At 38.2% G+C, this 19,106-nt stretch carries 15 protein-coding genes; 6 read left to right on the forward strand and 9 right to left on the reverse strand.

Going from position 1 to position 19,106, the window contains the following annotated elements:
* Positions 1–5: 5 nt before the first annotated feature.
* The 9 genes from RMY63_RS38510 to RMY63_RS38550 all read right to left on the reverse strand — a co-directional run bounded on the left by RMY63_RS38510 (position 6) and on the right by RMY63_RS38550 (position 13,580).
* On the reverse strand, positions 6–233 hold the full coding sequence (locus tag RMY63_RS38510) for a hypothetical protein (RefSeq protein ID WP_322733714.1): 228 nt from the start codon (positions 231–233) through the stop codon (positions 6–8).
* 35 nt (positions 234–268) lie between these two features.
* Positions 269–1,207: a cupin-like domain-containing protein gene (locus tag RMY63_RS38515; RefSeq protein ID WP_322733715.1), complete on the reverse strand. Its 939-nt coding sequence runs from the start codon at positions 1,205–1,207 to the stop codon at positions 269–271.
* An 87-nt stretch (positions 1,208–1,294) separates the two neighbouring features.
* A complete protein-coding gene (locus RMY63_RS38520; protein ID WP_322733716.1) occupies positions 1,295–1,546 on the reverse strand; it encodes an acyl carrier protein in 252 nt (83 codons plus the stop codon).
* A gap of 19 nt (positions 1,547–1,565) precedes the next feature.
* A complete protein-coding gene (locus tag RMY63_RS38525) occupies positions 1,566–2,441 on the reverse strand; it encodes a 3-hydroxyacyl-CoA dehydrogenase family protein (protein ID WP_322733717.1) in 876 nt (291 codons plus the stop codon).
* Between the two features lie 52 nt (positions 2,442–2,493).
* Positions 2,494–3,900 carry an acyltransferase domain-containing protein gene (locus RMY63_RS38530; RefSeq protein WP_322733718.1) on the reverse strand — a complete coding sequence of 469 codons (1,407 nt, stop codon included), beginning with the start codon at positions 3,898–3,900 and terminating at the stop codon, positions 2,494–2,496.
* Between the two features lie 37 nt (positions 3,901–3,937).
* A complete protein-coding gene (locus RMY63_RS38535; protein WP_322733719.1) occupies positions 3,938–5,932 on the reverse strand; it encodes a carbamoyltransferase in 1,995 nt (664 codons plus the stop codon).
* A 117-nt stretch (positions 5,933–6,049) separates the two neighbouring features.
* On the reverse strand, positions 6,050–11,425 hold the full coding sequence (locus RMY63_RS38540) for a non-ribosomal peptide synthetase (RefSeq protein WP_322733720.1): 5,376 nt from the start codon (positions 11,423–11,425) through the stop codon (positions 6,050–6,052).
* Positions 11,426–12,026: 601 nt separating this feature from the next.
* The gene (locus RMY63_RS38545; RefSeq protein WP_322733721.1) at positions 12,027–13,022 is read right to left on the reverse strand and encodes a DUF3102 domain-containing protein; all 996 of its coding nucleotides are present in this window, start codon (positions 13,020–13,022) and stop codon (positions 12,027–12,029) included.
* A gap of 309 nt (positions 13,023–13,331) precedes the next feature.
* Positions 13,332–13,580, reverse strand: a complete 249-nt coding sequence (locus RMY63_RS38550; protein ID WP_322731193.1) for a hypothetical protein — start codon at positions 13,578–13,580, stop codon at positions 13,332–13,334.
* A 330-nt stretch (positions 13,581–13,910) separates the two neighbouring features.
* Between RMY63_RS38550 and RMY63_RS38555 the strand changes: the two genes are divergently transcribed.
* The 6 genes from RMY63_RS38555 (at position 13,911) to RMY63_RS38580 (ending at position 18,898) form a co-directional block, all read left to right on the forward strand.
* The gene (locus tag RMY63_RS38555; protein WP_322731192.1) at positions 13,911–14,657 is read left to right on the forward strand and encodes a VOC family protein; all 747 of its coding nucleotides are present in this window, start codon (positions 13,911–13,913) and stop codon (positions 14,655–14,657) included.
* A 243-nt stretch (positions 14,658–14,900) separates the two neighbouring features.
* A complete protein-coding gene (locus tag RMY63_RS38560) occupies positions 14,901–15,236 on the forward strand; it encodes a hypothetical protein (RefSeq protein WP_322731191.1) in 336 nt (111 codons plus the stop codon).
* A 15-nt stretch (positions 15,237–15,251) separates the two neighbouring features.
* Positions 15,252–15,578, forward strand: coding sequence for an MbtH domain protein (locus RMY63_RS38565; RefSeq protein WP_322733722.1), 327 nt, complete (start codon positions 15,252–15,254; stop codon positions 15,576–15,578).
* Positions 15,579–15,683: 105 nt separating this feature from the next.
* A complete protein-coding gene (locus tag RMY63_RS38570; protein WP_185563727.1) occupies positions 15,684–15,911 on the forward strand; it encodes an MbtH family protein in 228 nt (75 codons plus the stop codon).
* A 97-nt stretch (positions 15,912–16,008) separates the two neighbouring features.
* On the forward strand, positions 16,009–16,827 hold the full coding sequence (locus RMY63_RS38575; protein WP_322731226.1) for a thioesterase II family protein: 819 nt from the start codon (positions 16,009–16,011) through the stop codon (positions 16,825–16,827).
* Between the two features lie 442 nt (positions 16,828–17,269).
* Complete coding sequence (locus RMY63_RS38580) at positions 17,270–18,898, forward strand: hypothetical protein (protein ID WP_322733723.1); 1,629 nt, start codon at positions 17,270–17,272, stop codon at positions 18,896–18,898.
* Positions 18,899–19,106: the final 208 nt, after the last annotated feature.

The raw sequence follows: 19,106 nt of genomic DNA on the forward strand, positions 1-19,106 counted from the left end.
CTCTACTACAGAGCGCCCTCTCTCTTCATACTCTTGTTTTGGCAAAGGTATTGAGGAACCATATTATTTCCACAGTGGTTTATCAGATAATCATTAGACCAATTATGACAAGCATCCCAATGTTCAGCAATATCTTCAATTAAAAAAGGTTGATATTGTTTCCAAATATCTAAAAATTGTTTTGTACTAGGACTTTTGATTTTTGAAATTGATTTACTAGCTTGAATTTTCATACAAACTCCAACATTTTTAACAAACTAATTTCCTCTTAACCTGGTAACCTGTCATCAACCAAGCTACCTTTAATGAAAGACATAAAATTCATTAGAGTCCTTCGAGAAGAGACTGCATGATAAAGAAAATGAGGTGCGATATTTAAAATAGTTGATAACATGTTTTTTTGTCTGAAAATATCTCGTATTTTAATATCGTAGAAAAACGATAATGATATATTTTCATCTACTGCTGTAACATAATGCCACCAAAAAGGTGGTATATAGAGCATTTCTCCTGGTTGAAGTATGACTTCAATTTTTTCTTCCCAAGGAAACTTTGGAAATAATTCTAAATTTAGGACATCCGGATTGACCTTACTAAACTCTGGTATGCCAACACTATTTTCAAGAGGCGGATAGAATGACAAATAATTTGAAGGTGGAAATAAAAGTATTCTTTTTCTACCTCGAATTTGAACAAAAATATTATGAAATCCGTCAAAGTGAAGGTTAGTAGTTGAAGAAAAGTTTTTACTTGAGAAACCTTGCCATAAGAAGACAACTGGCTTTCTATTTAAGTATTCTGGATAAGTTACATCTCCAACAATTTCAGGAAACCGCTCTTCAAAATATGCCTGAGGTAAATAACATCCTAAAAAATCATAATTATTCTTATTTTTATTAACTCTATTTTCTAGATAATCCTTTATATACTCTTGGTATTTCATTTCTTTTTCAAGAGTATCATAATCACCACCTTCACAAGCAAAGTTCTGATAATCATTAAAAAAATTTTTCGTATAAAAACGTACAGAAACCATATTGTTTCCACAGTGATTTATCAGATAATCATTAGACCAATTATTACAAGCATCCCAATGTTCAGCAACATCTTCGATTAAAAAAGGTTTATATTGTTTCCAAATATCTAAAAATTGTTTTGTACTAGGACTTTTAATTTTTGAAATTGATTCACTAGCTTGAACTTTCATAAAAACTCTAAAATCCTTACTTGCTTTCAGTGGAAGTTTTCTTTGATGGCTATTGCCATATAGATGGAATGAATGTTAATTTCACATTCATTTATAAATTATGAGAGCAGTTTTACGTTCAATTAAATTGGTGATAGAGTTAATTGACCGGAAATTTTCAAACTCCAAGTCTTCATTTTCAATGGCAATCTGGAACTCTTGTTCTACAAATAAAACAAGTTGCATGGCAAACATAGAGTTGACAAACCCCAGAGCAAAAATGTCTTCATCTTGCTGTAAGTTATGATTACCGAAAAATCTAGAAAGAAAAGTTTTGATTTGAGCTTGAATTTCATTCATTAGTCTTGATGTGTCCTATTTATTGATAGACATAAAACCCTTTACCACTTTTTCTACCATGTAATCCCGCATCTACCATTTTTTTGAGCAAAGAGCATGGTCTATACTTGCTATCGTTAAAGTTTTCGTACAAAACTTCGATAGAAAATAAAATTGTATCTAGTCCAATCAAATCTGCTGTTTCTAAAGGTCCCATTTTGTGACCAAAACAGCTTTTAAAGATTTTGTCTATATCTTCTGCTGTAGCGACTTGATCTTGCAACAGAAAAACAGCTTCATTAATAGTTAACATCAACACGCGGTTGGAAACAAAACCTGGTGAATCATTAACAATGATACATTCTTTACCCATCTGAGCCAGGACTTTTTTTGATGTCTCAATTGTTAGCTCAGAGGTATGATACCCGCGAATCATCTCTACCATCGGCTTCATTGGCACAGGATTCATAAAGTGAATACCAAGCACTTTATCGGCACGTTTGGTGACTGAAGCAATGCGAGTGATGGGAATTGCTGATGTATTGGCAGAGAATACACAATCTGCTGGACAAATAGAATCTAGTAGAGGATACACCTCTCTTTTAATATCCCATTTTTCGGTGACATTTTCAACTACAAAATCTGCATTTTCCAGAATTTTATAGTTTGTAGAAAATTCTATTTTTTCAATGATACCATCTGGAGTTTCTTGGCGATGCCTTTGGCTGACTTCGCCTACGCTTTTTTTGAAAAAACCCTGAAAGCGGATATTATTCCTAATTTCATGTTTAGCTTTATCCAGAATATCTTCAGAAATATCTATTAGGATAACTTGATGATCTGTTTGAGCAAGGTCTTGTGCAACCCCTATACCCATCACCCCTGCACCAACAACACCTACTGTTTGAATATTCATAACTTCAACTGATCTCCACTTGTAGATTCTTGTATTTAAAGTAGTATTGGCGTTAAAAGAGATCCGCGGGTAAAGGAATAGGATAACGATGCTCGTGAGCATAAAATCCCACCCAATCTATTTGCACTCCTGCTAACCAAAGCCTACCTAATGTTTTAAGTAAGAATGCTAAGTCTGGTTTTTTATCGTAAGAATATCTGAGAGAGGGTAAAATAATCTGACTGACTGCTGAATTATTTTCTATACATTGCAGCGCAAAGCTACCTAGAGTTTGCCCAGGGCCTACTTCCAATAAAATGGGATACTGTTTTTTCCACAACTCTTGCATACCTGGAGCAAACAACACAGGTTGACACAGATGCTTAACCCAATAATCAGGATTTGTAGCTGATGCTGCTGTTATCCAAGTTCCTGTAACGTTAGATATATAAGGAATTTTTGGTGGTTGGAGGTTAAATGTTTTTACCAACTCACGTAAGTCAGCAGTAGCAGCCTCCATCATCTGAGAGTGAAAAGCATGAGAAGTTTCCAGACGGCGACAAGCTAAACCTTTTTTAGTTAACTGTTGTTCTAAAACCTCTATAGCATCAGTTTCCCCTGCAATTACACGCATAGATGGGCCATTGACCGCAGAGAGTGAAAGTTTGTCATTGAGTAGGGGGGATATCTCTGTTTGTGAAAGTGGAACTGCAAGCATCGCTCCACCTGGCAACTTTTGAATCATTTGCGCTCTTGCGGCAATCAGTTTTAAACCCTCATCTAAAGATAAAACTTCTGCCAAAGTTGCTGCTACATATTCACCAATACTATACCCAATCATTGCCACCGGACGAATTCCCCAGGATATCAATAGCTGTGCTAAGGCATATTCAATGACAAAAATGGCTGGTTGAGCGAGGTGAGTTTGATTAAGTAAAGATGTTGCAGCCACCATCTTTGCATCGCCTGGTGTCTGGCTGCGACCTAACATTTTTCGTAAATCTAGGCCTGGAGAACTCTCTTGAGCCGACTGCTGGTCTTGTTGAGAAGCTCTGTGTGGATAGATTACATCTTGCAAATCTTGACCGAGAAGAGGTTTAAGAAATTCACAACAGTAGTCAACTGATGCGCGAAATGCGGGTTCAACTTGGTAAAGTTCCCAAGCCATGTTGACGTAATGAGTACCAAGTCCAGGAAACATAAAGGCTACAGGACGTTCTTCTGTTTCTTGGGTGTTAGTAAGTACCCGCTTTGGATCTTCAAGTGCAACCAGAGCATCTTCTATATCCTGACAAACAACTGTCCTTCGATGTTTAAAAGCCTGTTGTTCGCGTTGCAATGTATGAGCAACGTCCCGAAGGTTGAGGTCACGATGCTGTCTCAAATAATCTGCAAGATTTATAGTAGCAGTTTTTAATTCTGAGTCAGTTTTTGCAGAAAGTACTAATAACTGCCAAAGACGAGAAGGGCTATTAAGCATTTTTGACAAACTCCAAATTTCTCACTCAATCAATCACTTATGGTCGTAGGATAATTAAGCGCTGAGACCATAATTCTATAAATTCATGAATGATGTCTTTAGCTTTTCCTTCTTTTGTATCACCATATTGATTGAGGAGGCTTTCTATAGTCTTATCACTATTTGCTAACGTCAAAATATGAAAAATTTCGGCTGATACTTCTACTTGAGATTCTTTTTCATAGCTATTCTTAATATAGAAGTAATTTTCCAACTTTTCATCTGAATCAAACTTCTTAACCTGATGCAACGAAATATGAAGGGGAAGAAAAAGTCTAAGAGACATATAGTTCCACCATGATACATCCTTTTTTGCTATCAGGTAATCTCCCACAACGGTATAGTCTAATCCTGTAGTTAAAAAACAAACTATAGCATCTTCAACCGAATCTACAATTGGTTCAGCATTGTTATTGAATGACGTATTAAGCAAAATCGGAACACCTGTCAATTTTTTAAAAGAATCAATTAGGTTCCAATATCTTTCGTTTGTTTTCCGCGATACAGTTTGTATTCTTGCTGTTCCATCAACATGAGTCACCGCCCCCAATAGGTTGCGTTTTTCTTCTAGAACATTAACCACAAATATCATAAATGGAAGCTGTTTTTGATTATCTGGAACTTCAAAAAAGTCATGCACATCCTCTTCTAAAACAGACGGAGCGAAAGGTCTATAGCCTTCCCGCTTTTTAATCATTTTGTTAATACGACTTTTATTTTCTTCCGGACGAGGATCTGCAATAATACTTCTATTTCCCAAAGCTCTAGGTCCAAATTCAGATCGACCTTGAACCCATCCCACAACAGAACCGTTTGCTAATAACTTTGCTGTCTGTTCGGGAACATTGTCCAATTTCTCGAAGGTAATAAAATCTTGCCATTGCATCAATTGGTTCAAAATAGAGGAGCAACTCCCGATATCTGTTCCCCAGTAAACATGCTCAAGCTTAGAAGGCTTATTAGCCATTGGATTAACCTGATAGTAGGCATAGAAAGCTGCCCCTAAGGCACAGCCAGCATCATGAGCAGCAGGCTGAACAAATACATTTTCAAACATTCCAGAGCGCAATATTTTCCCATTAAGAGTACAATTGTGAGCTACTCCTCCTGTGAGACAAAGATTTTTATAATTGGTTTCTTGTTTTTGGTGTTGAATCACATGAAAAACTATATTCTCTAAGGCTTCTTGGAGTGATGCAGCAATATCCTTATGAGTTTGTGTGAAAGGTTCTCCTTTTCGGCGTGGTATGCCTAAATCAAAAAGTGAGATTATCCTATTTTGGTGAATTTCATAATCTCCGTTGGGAAGTAATGTATAGAATGTTTGGAGTAAGTCTCTATACTTTTTTGGGTTTCCATAAGGAGCTAATCCCATCACTTTATATTCATCGAATTGGCGGTAGCCCAAAAAAGATATTATGTCAACATAGAAACTACCAAGAGATTTCGAGATAGGGATATCAGTTATTTGCTTAAGCATTGTCCCCTTACCTTCAAAAATCATACCAGAACTATTCTCTCCCCGTCCGTCGAATGTGGTAATGAGGCTACTTTCATAACCAGAAAATGCAAAAGCGCTTATTGCATGTGCATAGTGATGAGGAACAAAATAGAACTTATCTGGATCTATTTCACAGCCTAATCCTCTACGGAAAAGATTCTGAAAAAAGGTTATTGGCTCAATTGTCGTTAACTGGGCATTCTTTAAAAAAAGTAGTTTAAGCCATGTTTTAGCGTATTCCATTGAGCTATAAAATGCAATCAAGTCTACGTCCTGTAGTTGTACGCCATAACTATTTAAGCAGAAACGCAATGATTCCAAGGGAAATTTATTTGTATGCTTGATTCGATTGAGCCTTTCTTCCTCAATTGCACAGACTATTTTTCCATCTTCAACTAAAACACACGCTGCATCGTGAAGAAAAACATCAGAATATCCATGTCGCTCTTCGAAAATAAGCTCAAATCCTCCAGTAAAACCTAAAACTAGCATTCTATTTATCCCCGTAGTATGAAATTAAAAACCTTCAGATGTATTAATAACCGCCTGAATATTGTCGAGACATTCGTGGTAAACATCTCAATTAAATTATTTTTAATACAAGTTGCTTCATAAATAATTTTTTTGTTTTTGACGCGCTTCTATTTGCTTTTGCACGCGATCGCGTATTTTCTTAAAAGATAATTTTTCCTCTGTTATTTGACTTAAATACTGTGCCAGTGAGTAAATAGTTGGGTTTTGAAATAGAGTAACAACTGATATATCTCGCTGCAAAATTGCACGCAGTTTATGATTAACCTGAATCATCAGTAGTGAATGCCCACCCAGGTCAAAGAAATTATCATGAATACCTACTTTATCTAGATGTAGCACCTCTTGCCAAAGCTTTGCTATTTGCTGTTCCATTTCCGACTGGGGTATTTCATAAATAGTCGTCAATATTGGACGCAAGGCTTCTGGCACAGGTAATGCACGACGATCTACTTTTCCGTTAGGCAAAAGTGGTAAGGTGTCTAGGAGTATGAAAATACCGGGTATCATGTACTCAGGTAAGAGTTCTTTGAGATAGTTTCGCAATTCACTAATTGTGGGTATTTCGTCTGACAAAGAAACAATATAGGCCACCAATTGCTGAACACCTGGTTTATCTTCTCGCGCCAAAATAACAATTTCCCGCACTGCTGGATGTTTGAGCAATGCATTCTCAATCTCACCTAACTCAATCCGAAATCCTCTCATTTTGACCTGATGATCAATTCGCCCCAAGTACTCTAAATTTCCATCTGGTAGACAACGGCCTAAATCTCCAGTTTTATATAGTCGTGAGTTAAGTTGATTATTGAGCGGGTTAGATATAAACCGTTCCTTTGTTAACTCTGGTCGATTTAAATAACCTCTAGCCAAACCAGCACCACCAATATAAATTTCTCCTGGGACACCAATTGGTACAAGTTGTAATTTAGTATCAAATAGATAAATTTGTGTATTGGCAATGGGACGGCCAATAGTTACCCTGTTATCTCCTTTATTTACTTGAGCAAATGTAGAATAGGTCGTGTCTTCAGAGGGACCATAAAGATTCAAGACTTTCTGAATATGATGATTTTGATAAATCTGCTGCACAAGTTGATTTTGCAGTGGTTCACCAGCAAGATTAACTGTCCTGACTGAAGGGGGTAAACCATCTACTTGTAATAATTCTGCAATGATGCTTGGGACTGTATTAACCAAGCTTACCTCAGCAACCAATGAAGGTAAGTGCAAACCATTCTCGACAAGAATCACTCTACCACCCCAACTCACAGGAACAAACAGTTCAAATACTGACAAATCAAAGCAAATAGAGGTTGATGCTAAAACTCCAGCAAGGTCATCATCTGTAAAAACTTCTCTTGCCCATGTTAATAAAGCAACACAACTTTGATGTTCTATAGCAACACCTTTTGGTATACCTGTAGAACCAGAAGTGTAGATGACATAAGCTAGATGATTAGGTTTTACTTGACTCAACAGATTTTCTGTATTCTGTTGGCTAAGTAATTGTGAATCTCTATCGATACAGACAACACACACATTCGATTTAGCAAACAATTCAACTAGATGGCTTTGAGTCAGCAGTACCTTGCTCTGACTGTCTTCTAGCATGAAAGTTAAGCGTTCCTGGGGATAGGCTGGATCTAGTGGTACATAAGCCCCGCCTGCTTTTAAAATAGCCAACAATGCAATCAGCATTTCTGGGCTGCGCTTCATACAGACACCTACAATTACTTCTGGCTTTACCCTTAGTTCTTGTAAGTAGCGTGCTAGCTGATTTGCTCGGTCGTTTAACTCCTGATAGGTTAATTGTTGGTTTTCAAAGACGACTGCGATCGCATCTGGTGTTTTTTCTACCTGTGCTTCAAACAATTGATGAATGCACTTGTCTTGAGGATAATCTGTCTTGGTATCATTCCACTCAACTAATAATTGCTGTACTTCAGATGGTGTTAGTAATTGCAAGTCTGAAATTCGTTGTTGGGGATCGCTAACTATGCTTGACAGTAAAGTCTGGAAGTGTCCCAGTATTCGGGTAATAGTATCTGCATTAAATAAATCCGTGTTGTACTCGCAAGTTGCAATTAACCCTTGCTCGGAATCCTCCATAAACAATGTCAAATCAAACTTAGATGTCCCGTTGTAACCTTCTTCATAAGTAACTGATACGTCCGATAGGCTTATATTGGGTTTTGGAACATTTTTGAGAACAAACATCACTTGAAAGAGTGGGTTGTAGCTCAAGTCTCTGCTTGGTTGTAGTTCTTCTACTAGCTTCTCAAAAGGTAAGTCTTGATGAATGTATGCTTCTAAAGCTGTTGACTTTACCCGCGCTAGTAACTCCTGAAAACTCAGGTCGCCAGATAAGTCTGTACGCAACACCAAAACATTGACAAAAAATCCGATTAGCGACTCAACTTCTGCTCTGTTACGATTGGCGATTGGCGAACCTACTAAAATATCAGTTTGACCTGTATAGCGATACAGCAAGGTTTTGAAGGCTGTAAGCAAGGTCATAAACAGAGTTACTCCCGAATGACGGCTCAAATTTTTTAGCTCTTTTGTCAGAGTTTGGGAAAGAACTAATTTCGCTTGAGCGCCGTTGAAGGTTTGAACTGGCGATCGCGGCCGGTCTGTTGGTAAATTCAGTACAGTCAGCTCACCACTTAACTTTTGTTTCCAATAGGTAAGTTTTGGTTGAATGCGATCGCTATCAAGCCATTTTTGTTGCCAATTGACAAAATCTCCATATTGAATGGGTAATTCAGGAATTGGCGTACCCCTTTGGGGAAGCAAGCTAGCAAGAGCGTCTGTCTGCGACACGCTGCGCGAACGCAGAGAGAGTTTGTCTGTTGAGAATGCTTCATATAGTGCAGTTAGTTCTTTAATCAGAAGACCAATAGACCAACCATCTGCAATTATATGATGCAGAGTGACCAATAATTGATAGTTCTTATCATCTAATTGTAAAATTTTAGTACGCAAAAGCGATTGAGCAGATAAGTCAAATGGCTGCTGTGCGAATTCTATAGCCAAACGTTGTGCTTCTTGAGGACTCTCGCTTTCTGATAATACACGCAAATCTTCAACCGCCAAAGTAAAAGGTGGCGCTTGATTTATAACTTGGGTTGGTTGTCCATCGGACACTGTAAAGCTTGTCCGTAAGACTTCGTGCCGTCTAATAATCTCGTTAAGACTATCTTCTAAAGCTGTTAAGTTAATGCAACCTTTGAAGTTAATAACTATAGGAATATTATATGTAGGAGTATCGGGAGTTAGCTGATTGATAAACCATAATCCCTGCTGGGCAAAGGATAGAGGATAAATAGATGTGTTTTTATCTTGTTGGGTAAGGGATATTGAGGGTATTACATCTGTTGTCAGTTGAGCGAGGATCTTTGTAGCTAGCGTGAGCGTACTCATCCCTTCAAAAAAGTCTGCTACCGATACTTCTACTTCTAAATCAACCTCAATCCGGTTTTTCAACTCAAATACTTTTAAAGAATCAAGTCCCAGCGTGCTTAATGGTTCTTGTGGATTAATATCATCTGTTGCAATTGAAAGTACTCTCGCCAAAAGTTCAATCAGATATGATTCTAGAATCGGTTGACACTCCCTTGGGGAAAGCGCCAAAAGTTCAGAACGCTGTAATTGAGTTTCGTTTCTGGCAATATCACTAATCTTGAGAATGTCACTTTCAACTACATTCAGTTCACCATTTTGAAACTGAGCGCGAGTTGCACGACGTTGAATCTTACCACTGGAAGTTTTAGGTATACTACCTGGTTTAATTAAAAGTACGCCATAAACTTGTACTTCATGTTCATCAGTAACTGCTTGCCGAATTGCACTAACTACTTCTGCTAAATTTGGCTTGGCGCGAAACTCTAATTCTTGTACAACTACCAGCCTTTCTTCGTTGTTAACCTCTAGTGTAAATGCTGCATTAGCACCGGAACGTAAGGATGGATGGCTGTGTTCTGCGGTTAATTCTATATCTTGCGGGTAAAGATTGCGACCGCGAATAATAATTAAATCTTTTGCTCTACCTGTAATGAAAAGCTCACCATTGTCCAAAAAGCCTAAGTCACCAGTCCGTAAAAAGGGCCCCGGACTTCGTCCCGCTTCGCTAACTTTTGTGTCTTTCAGATAGGCATGGAATGTTTGCTCTGTTTCTTCTGTTCGATTCCAGTAACCCTTACCAACACTGAAGCCAGATACCCAAATTTCCCCAACTTCATCTGATGAACAGCGAGTTAATGTTTCAGGATTAACAATGACAATTTGCTGTTGAGGAATAGTTTGACCGCAACTGACAAAGGTTTGGATATCTTGACTCTGGGGAGTTGCTTCAACTATCTGGTTTTGTGAAAGTGCAGATTTCTCTATAGTTTTTACCTGAGCTAAGGCTGTTTTGCTCCCACCAGAAACTATCAAAGTTGCTTCCGCCATACCGTAACAGGGGTAGAACGCTTCTGAACGAAAGCCACACTCTGCAAAGGTGGTTGCAAATAGTTCAAGAGTATCTTGCCGGACTGGTTCAGCACCGTTAAACGCGACATTCCAACTACTCAAGTCAAGAGTTTCTTTTTGTTCTTGAGTAATCCTTTGAACACATTGTTCATAGGCAAAGTTGGGGCCACCACTCGTTGTGCCTTTATAGCGGGAAATTGCTTGCAACCAGCGGTAAGGTCGTTGTAGGAAAGATGCTGGCGACATTAAGATACAAGGAAAAGCACCATATAAAGGTTGCAGAATCCCACCAATCAACCCCATATCATGGTAAACAGGCAGCCAGGATACAAACTTGCTGCTGGGTGAATGTTCCATGAGTTGGTAAGTTACAGCGGCATTGTGCAGCAGGTTACCATAACTGAGCATGACTCCCTTTGGCGTGCCTGTAGAACCTGATGTATATTGCAGAAAGGCTAGGGTATCCCCATTGATTGCAGGTTGTTGCCAAGAATCTTCTATACCCTGTGCGATGTTGTCAGTTGTCAGCCAGTGAAAATTTCCCTGTTTTGTTTCAGGTGTGAGTATTGATTGTAATGTGGGGAGCATTGCTGTGGTGGTGAGAGCAATACTTGCCTGTGCATCTATGCTAATAGCTTGTATTCTGGGCGTTTTACGTTGATTGCGAGGTGGATAAGCTGGAACTGCCACTACCCCAGCATATAGACAACCGAAAAATGCTATCAGGTAATCCAGCCCAGAAGGATACAGTAATATGGCACGCTCACCGCTCAAACCAAGAGCTTGGAGTTGAGCTGCTACAGCCCGACTACGCCGATCCAATTCATGGTAAGTCAGGGTTAATTCGTGAGTCTCTCCATCTTCAAGGAAAGTAAAAGCTTGTCTGTGCGGCATCTTGAAACTGCGATCGCGCAGAATATCAACGATTGTTGCACACTGAGAGGGAATTTCTGGAAATTTATTGATAATTTGGGTCATTATTATGCCTTAGTTAATCAGATGCAGGCAAACAATAGTTGCAAAATTAATATCACACTCACTCCTGGCTGAACAAGGGTTTGAGTCCGTTGTTGTGGGTATCTTAGTTTAAAAATCCACTTAAATACAGCAAACCTTAAACAGACCAAATAATTACTAATTCGTAATTAGTAATTAAGAGGGTACAAGCCTCCACCAAAATCTCTTAGAGGCTTGGTTTTCAATCAGTAGAGGGTACAAGCCGCTACTGATTGCAACTACGAATTACGAATTATCAATTACGAATTACTTTGACATACCTCTTTCTTACTCAAGGTGGTGTTTTTAGAGAATTATTTAATTCAATTGGGAAAACTCTTAAACAAACCTCAATTGCTCTAGGGAAGACAGGGCGAAATTAGTAAGTCAGCAATGCAAGCTTTGATATTGCTAGTTATTTTCATTTAGACTTTCTTACATTACTAGGGAATGTGGCATTTGGCAATCCTGTAATTAATAGCAAATAATTATCAATATTTGAAATATGTGTCATTTTAGACTATATATCAAAATATTCTATGACTTTTGATAGATGTCAACGGCTGGAAACAGTCAGCGACTTTCAAGGATAGTCCAATGGCTCAGATTTTAATTGGGACTGTGCGATCGCCTGACGACAACGCTCAATGCTGGGATCTCCCGCAAATACTCGCCTATTTAGCTGATGAGCCATTTCTATCATATCCCTACTTGGTAGCCAGGGAAAAATCACTATATCCCCAGATGCCGAAAACATCTTGATTAGCTGTTCAATCAGCTGCTCCTTTAAATCTGATTCCGGAAAGATAATCACAGTTTTCGCCCGTTCAATTAACCAATCATGATCCCAGTCATCGGAGGTAATGGCAATGGCAAGAGCCGCAAAGGGTATGCGCTCGATGAATTGTGGTGAAGCTGTATCACCACAGAAGACAAAATGTTGCTTTTCTAGTAAAAACCAACTTGACTGAATTTCATTAGGATTCACAACAACAGGTGAGACTGAGGATGACGTTGCTATAGTCACCTCTAAAGCTGGTGTTTCACCATTAACCGGCTCCTTGGGAATGATAGCCAGGATTTCCGGCTTCTTAGAAGTGAGTGGTTGTGATGGCTCAGGCAAAGCAGGAGTAGAGATAGACTGTGATTTCTCGTCCTCAATTACTTGACGAATACTCTTATGAGTTATGGTTTCGCCTTCCTGAGCACGTTGTAGAAATTCCTCGCGGACGTTTTGTGGAGTTGATGGTGCTGCCAAAAGATAGAGCGCAGACGTGGCAATATCTATTTGTGCAAAATTTGCACGTTCAGCCAATGTTTCATAAACGTTAATAAAATTATAAGCTGTCCGTCGGCTCCAACCAAACTCAGCTTTCAGCCAAGTCTCAAACTGTCCGTGTTTGAGCCGAGAACGCACGTCAACCAGCTTTTGACCAATTTCCCAGATATCCTGTGCGGAACGTCGTAAGCGCTCCTTAATTTCTCCTGTTCGTTGCTGAACAACAATTCGCTGTTCAGAATCCAAATTTTCATAGTCGAAGCCTGTGACTACTTCGCTCTGTTTTTTTAACTTGCTCACAATTTATCTAAACTATTTTGTACACAAAATTTATCATAGTTAATTATGAATTGATTATCATCCGTGAAAAGTTAAATTTAAATGTTTTTTGTCAATACGTCTAAATATAGAAATAAATTTATTGAAAGCGCCATAGCGCAAGCGCATAAGATGCAGAGGTATAAGGCAGTAAGTCTTTCCTGTGTGCCCTATACCTCTGCTCCCCATTCCCTTTGTGGGCATAGTTTTTCATAACAAGAATAATAATCACGCTCAAGAAGGAGAAGAATGAGGAAAGATGTGAAGTAAGTTGCTTGATATTTTCTAAACTTAATGATAATCTTTATTATTAAGTAAATTCAGCAGATCAAAAAGTTTTCCAAAGGTCTTACCAGCCCTTGATTTGGGATGGGCAATACAATCCTCTAAAATCACCTTAGAATCTACCTGTTGGCTAACTTTGTTATGGATTGACTGAAGAGCGATCGCATATTGCGGGTGCTTTGCGCCATCGCAACCACTGATCATTGCCAGTTTTCCAAACATGGGCACAAACCCTGATTCTTTTTTAGTTTGCAAAGCTTTTGAATCTAGTGAATTAACTTTATTGACAATGACAAAAAGTAAAAACTAGCTTCTAATACCAAAATTATGCATAGTTCAACTTAAGTAATATTCCTAACTAGTGGCACAACACCTGTGGAAGAAGTAATCTATTACACTTCCAACAACTCCATTTGTTTTAGTACAGGTAAATAGAGTTTAGCCAAAATAGTTTCTAAGGCATAACTTTTAGATACTAAGAGTTAACTTTCCACACATGGGTTCCTGAGCAAGGCAAATCTCTTTATCTAGCTAGAGTCTAGATTTGAGTCCAGCAAGAAAAATCAAAGCTGAGAATTAGTTGCTATGCAAACAACGTCACCCCAGGTAAGCGTGGATGATTTTTTTCTAGAAGTAGATCACATTTTTGTCTGTACGACCAAAGACACTGAAAGCATCTCAGTTCTTCAAGAACTTGGTCTTCACTGCTCTAATCAGGCGGTGCAACATTTCAAACAAGGAACAGCCTCAAAAATAATTTTTTTTGAGAATACCTATCTTGAGTTAATTTGGATAGAAGATAAACATTTAGTGGAACAGCAGTCTGTAAACACAGGCGTTCATACACTAAATCGTCTTCATGGGCAGCATACAAGAGCATCACCCTTTGGTGTCGCTCTACGTAGGAAGTTTAATCATGGCAACTTGCGATCCCATTCAACTTTATACTGGTCTGAGTGGATGCGATGCCTACGGCGGGCTACGCCTACGCAGATGTCTATTAGTTTTGCAGCAGAAAATCTTGTAAATCAGGAAGAACCTTTTTGCTTTATGATTCCTGACAGTATTGCTCTGACAGCTTGGCTTGATCCATCATTAACAGCGCATCAGAAGTTAATTTCTCATCCCTTGGGTGTAAAAAAACTAACGAGCGTAAAAATCACAATTAATAGCGACAAACATTTGACTGATGCTATGACTCTGCTTAGTACACATAGTGCTGTCGCTATTGAACGAGGGGAATCTCCACTACTAGAGTTGACCTTTGACGAGGGTATCAGAGAAAAAAATCTTGATGCACGACCAATTCTGCCAATTTTGTTGAAATATTGAAGAAGAATGCAGAATTCAGAACAAGAAAGTGGGGGATTCAGACCCGCCACTACGACAGTTGACCACTAAACATGCAGATTTAGTGGGGGACTTAAACCCCTTTATTTATTCGCTTTATCATTCAGAATTCAATTCTGTTAGCGGATAGCTAAGGTTTAGCCCATTCTGGCTCCTGAATTCTGTTTTGTTAAAACATAGCCTGATAACATCACTGTCCAAAAGAATGTGAACTGAGGTATTACTATGGCAACAATGGGAAAGTATTGCAAAGCTTACTCTTTGAAAAAATTACGTGAGTTCAGTCAGTGGACTGAGTATGCTGAAAATGCAAAAAGAGAAAACAAATCAGTTGAGGGTAAGGAAGTCGAAAGTAATAGAGAGTTAACTAATGATGACTTTCTTTACCTACAAGAAAATTACGTAGTGACTGATGGGATTTTCAAGGATGAGAATATCATTTTTGACAATATAACTCCCGAATGGAAAGAGTTTTGCCACAAAACCTTAGCATTTGAGATTCCAGTCTACGAGCCAGTAAAAGTACAAGCATCAACAAATCAAAACAAAAGTGATTCTTAAGAGGGAGACATCTGTATGAATGAATTAGTGCAACGTTTGTCATCCGGGGAACATCCTGTTGAAGCAAGCTTACGACCCGAAAAAACAGCTACAGCACTGAAAGAAAGTATTGACCGAGGGTACGTACATATCAAATTCATGAATACTAGCGGAGGTACTGATTTAGGTGTCAGACTCGACCCAGAAGCATCTAATTTGCAAGAAGCTGACTTTGAGCATCAAACAGGGAGGGTTCATCTGGTTGGGAACTTGACATTGAATTACGTGAAAGTTCGATGTATTGCAGATATTGAACTGGCAAGTTTAGAAGGTAAGGGACATCTTGAAGCAGTGGAATCGTGAGATTTCCCCGTGCAAATTATTGAGGTTGATGGATCTTCTTGTAGTAAAGTACTGGATTATCAAATCTTAGAAAACATAGCCAATTAAATACCACGGAGATAAATTATGTACCAAGACGACAAAGAAGACACAACAATTTACAAAGTTGTAGTCAATCATGAAGAACAGTATTCCATTTGGCCTGCTGACAGAGAAAACGCACTCGGCTGGAAGGATGCTGGCAAAAGTGGTTTGAAACAAGAATGTCTAGATTACATTAAAGAAGTTTGGACTGATATGAGACCACTTAGCCTTCGCAAGAAAATGGAAGAAGCTGCTGGAGGTAAATCATAACACATTTGATTTTTCGTAAAGGTTGTCCAAGGTTAAGAGTGAAGGGTCAAAAAACTCTGGACTCTTGACCGAAGCAACAGAAATTCGACATGAAAGTATGACAACTGCACAAACATTTAACTCCTGGCTAACATATACCAAACCTAATCCTCATGCTTCAGTGCGTTTATTCTGCTTTCCCTATGCAGGTGGTAGTTCTATCATTTTTCGCACATGGGCTGAGAGTCTACCTAAAACTGTCGAAGTTTGCTCTATTGAACTTCCTGGACGAGGAACCCAGATGAAGTCAGCCCCATTTTCGCGGCTAAAACCTCTTGTCGGTGCGATCGCCCAAGCGCTGACAAGGAATCAGTTTGCTCCCGCCTTGCTTCCACATTTAAACAAGCCATTTGCCTTCTTTGGTCACAGCATGGGAGCAGTTGTCAGTTTTGAGCTAGCCCGTTTACTCCGCAAACAGTACGGTCTTGAACCAGTACACATGTTTGTTTCCGGCCGCCGTGCTCCACAAATTCCCGATCCAGATCCACCTATCCATGCTCTCAGTGAACCTGAGTTCATAGAAGAACTACGCCGTCTCAATGGTACTCCCGAAGCACTACTGGAAAATGCCGAATTAATGCAACTTCTTGTCCCAATTCTACGAGCAGACTTTGAAGTTCTAGAAACCTATGTATATACTACTGAGCCACCACTTGATTGTCCTATTACTGCTTTTGGTGGCTTACAGGATCAAGAGGCTAATTGCGATGAACTTCAAGCTTGGCGCGAGCAGACAAATGCTGCATTCTCACTACAAATGTTCAAGGGCGATCATTTCTTTTTACACTCAGCCCAATCACTCCTGCTACAGTCACTTTCTCAAGAACTACAGCAAATTACCAGTAAAATAGACCGTTTACAGGAAAATTCTGATTGACTCTGTATTATTCTTGATTTTGCTTTGCATTTCTAATTTGTAGAATGTATTATCCACTAAGATTTGTTCAATCAGTATCTACAAAATCCTTAAGCAGAGCGCAAATAAAAATCTCACCTAGTTGAGGAAGAATTCAGAACAACAAAGTGGCAGATATACTACGGGATCTTGCTACAGAATCGCAGCTAATTATAGACTGCTAAATTTCTCCTACCAGAGAGTTTACTTGAACGATTTAGCGCAGTATTTCACACTTATTCATCCGCTCTTCGGGTTCGACATTAGGATTCCAATTCATACTGAATAATGATTACTGAATTCTGTTTTAATCAACTAAATACAATACTTTGAAGGCATACCTTTACAAATTTTTTACTTCCGCTTAAGGGTTAAGCGATATTGAATATTGTTGGTACAAGAAATTTGTCAATTAGGATTGTATATGAGTGCCTCTCCTTTATTGGGAATAGATTCTAAGACTCTTAAGGGATTTAAAAGACAACAAAAGTATTTTCCTTATCGGTATGCTCTAGTTCGCAGGTATTTACCTAAATTTGTCAATAAATATCAACAAATATATGCTGCTCAACTAGTAGATTTTACTGTTTTACCTTCAGCGGAGATATTTAATACTAGTACATTGCAAACTGATTTTTATGAATTCTTTACTGAGATAGTATGCGACACTCCTGGTAATACAACTTATGCAAAATATCTGAAAAAGACTTTCACAGAAGTTCCAAATCAAGCTCTCAATCCAGAATCTTTAGGTACAGAGATAATTGATGATGAATATTCATCTGTTGTCTACACTTGGAAAGCCAACATTCTCCATGAATTAAAGTTGGCATTAGATTTTGTAAACTTTTATAACTTAGGCAAAAATATTTTTGATTTTCCTCAATGTTTATTAGAGTCTTTTAAGAATACAAATATAAAAAAAATTCCTTTACGCGATGTCAAACTGCCATATCCAGCTTTTTATTTACATTTTGGTTTGCAAAAAGATTTAGAGTTAGAACTTGGACATGTAGTCAACAGTGAATTTTTATGTTCGTTGTCAACAAAAAGTAAGCAAATAAATAAATATTACTTGGAGGGGGTATATGTAAAAGAAATAGCTAGTGGTGGTTTTGAATTAGCATTAATTGGTTCTCCAGAATTTCCAGTTTTGAGTGATAGTTGGCTGGAGTATCCGACCGAAGCGCTTTCTGTAAGAATTCCTTTAATTAATCCAGATATAACTATTGGGGAAGCTTTAGACTGGGAGATAATAGATACTTCTGCCTCTCATAAAAAAGCCATATTTCATTATCTAGATGAGAATAATTTACTTGATAAAATTGATGTTGATTTTAATATAGAATTCTTGAACGATTTTTTATTCTATGAATTTGAAGAATTTCATGATCATAAGTGTTATAAATTTATATTAAAAATTTTAAAGTTAGTTATCAATGCTATATTTTACACAACTAATTATCGGTTTACTGAAGAAATTTCAGAACAAATACCTGGATTTATTCCCAATAATTTGCGTAAAGAATTAGAATCAGATGATGCAAATACAAGGAGTAAAGCACTTTTAAAAATAGATAAGCAGGGATATTCGCTAGTTAAAATGTGTGGTAAGCGTAGTTGTCGAACAGGAGTTTTTTCGAGTGACGAGATAGGTAAAGTTGATAACTTTCAACAATCAGAAGTGGTCAGTATTACTGAACCTAAAAGGCAGTTTAGTAGTTACCACAGAAGAAGGCATTACCGTCTTTGTCCTATAGGCAAGAATCGTAGCGAAGAAGCATTAATTTGGGTTGAGTGTGCTTATGTACAAGGCGCACTTCCATATAAAGAGGGTTTGCGAATTTATGAGTTTGGTCAGCCAGAGATATCTGGTACAAATGTAGATAATTTGGATGGAAAAATCCTTAATAATAAGCAAATTTTGGAGATTAGGGATATGTTTGGGTTAGGAATTGCTACTATTAGTGAGATTGCTAATCTTTATAAACTGCCGGAAGAGATTATTGAGCGGATTATAGTTAAGGGGAGACAAGAAAATAATATATACTAACATACTTGTCATATATTCTGTAACTAGGCGTAAATAGAAGGTTCGTGCAACCAGGGGCAACCCTCACTGAAATGCTTAACCAGTAGGGGTTACAGCCATTTTCTTTGATGATGATTGACCCCAGTTTTGTCCCCTCAAATATAAGTAAACTTAATATAGCAATCCTAAGTCATTTATGAGAAAACACCATATTGATGAAGTTTAGGAA

The sequence above is a fragment of the Nostoc sp. ChiQUE01b genome (assembly GCF_034531255.1).
GTDB lineage: Bacteria > Cyanobacteriota > Cyanobacteriia > Cyanobacteriales > Nostocaceae > Nostoc.

What these genes read in the sequence shown, in the direction of transcription:
- RMY63_RS38575 (WP_322731226.1), top strand. Translation starts at nt 16,009, where the DNA reads ATGACAACTGCACAAACATTTAACTCCTGGCTAACATATACCAAACCT.
- RMY63_RS38580 (WP_322733723.1), top strand. Translation starts at nt 17,270, where the DNA reads ATGAGTGCCTCTCCTTTATTGGGAATAGATTCTAAGACTCTTAAGGGA.
- RMY63_RS38535 (WP_322733719.1), bottom strand. Translation starts at nt 5,932, where the DNA reads ATGCTAGTTTTAGGTTTTACTGGAGGATTTGAGCTTATTTTCGAAGAG.
- RMY63_RS38565 (WP_322733722.1), top strand. Translation starts at nt 15,252, where the DNA reads ATGAATGAATTAGTGCAACGTTTGTCATCCGGGGAACATCCTGTTGAA.
- RMY63_RS38540 (WP_322733720.1), bottom strand. Translation starts at nt 11,425, where the DNA reads ATGACCCAAATTATCAATAAATTTCCAGAAATTCCCTCTCAGTGTGCA.
- RMY63_RS38530 (WP_322733718.1), bottom strand. Translation starts at nt 3,900, where the DNA reads ATGCTTAATAGCCCTTCTCGTCTTTGGCAGTTATTAGTACTTTCTGCA.
- RMY63_RS38560 (WP_322731191.1), top strand. Translation starts at nt 14,901, where the DNA reads ATGGCAACAATGGGAAAGTATTGCAAAGCTTACTCTTTGAAAAAATTA.
- RMY63_RS38510 (WP_322733714.1), bottom strand. Translation starts at nt 233, where the DNA reads ATGAAAATTCAAGCTAGTAAATCAATTTCAAAAATCAAAAGTCCTAGT.
- RMY63_RS38515 (WP_322733715.1), bottom strand. Translation starts at nt 1,207, where the DNA reads ATGAAAGTTCAAGCTAGTGAATCAATTTCAAAAATTAAAAGTCCTAGT.
- RMY63_RS38555 (WP_322731192.1), top strand. Translation starts at nt 13,911, where the DNA reads ATGCAAACAACGTCACCCCAGGTAAGCGTGGATGATTTTTTTCTAGAA.
- RMY63_RS38525 (WP_322733717.1), bottom strand. Translation starts at nt 2,441, where the DNA reads ATGAATATTCAAACAGTAGGTGTTGTTGGTGCAGGGGTGATGGGTATA.
- RMY63_RS38570 (WP_185563727.1), top strand. Translation starts at nt 15,684, where the DNA reads ATGTACCAAGACGACAAAGAAGACACAACAATTTACAAAGTTGTAGTC.
- RMY63_RS38520 (WP_322733716.1), bottom strand. Translation starts at nt 1,546, where the DNA reads ATGAATGAAATTCAAGCTCAAATCAAAACTTTTCTTTCTAGATTTTTC.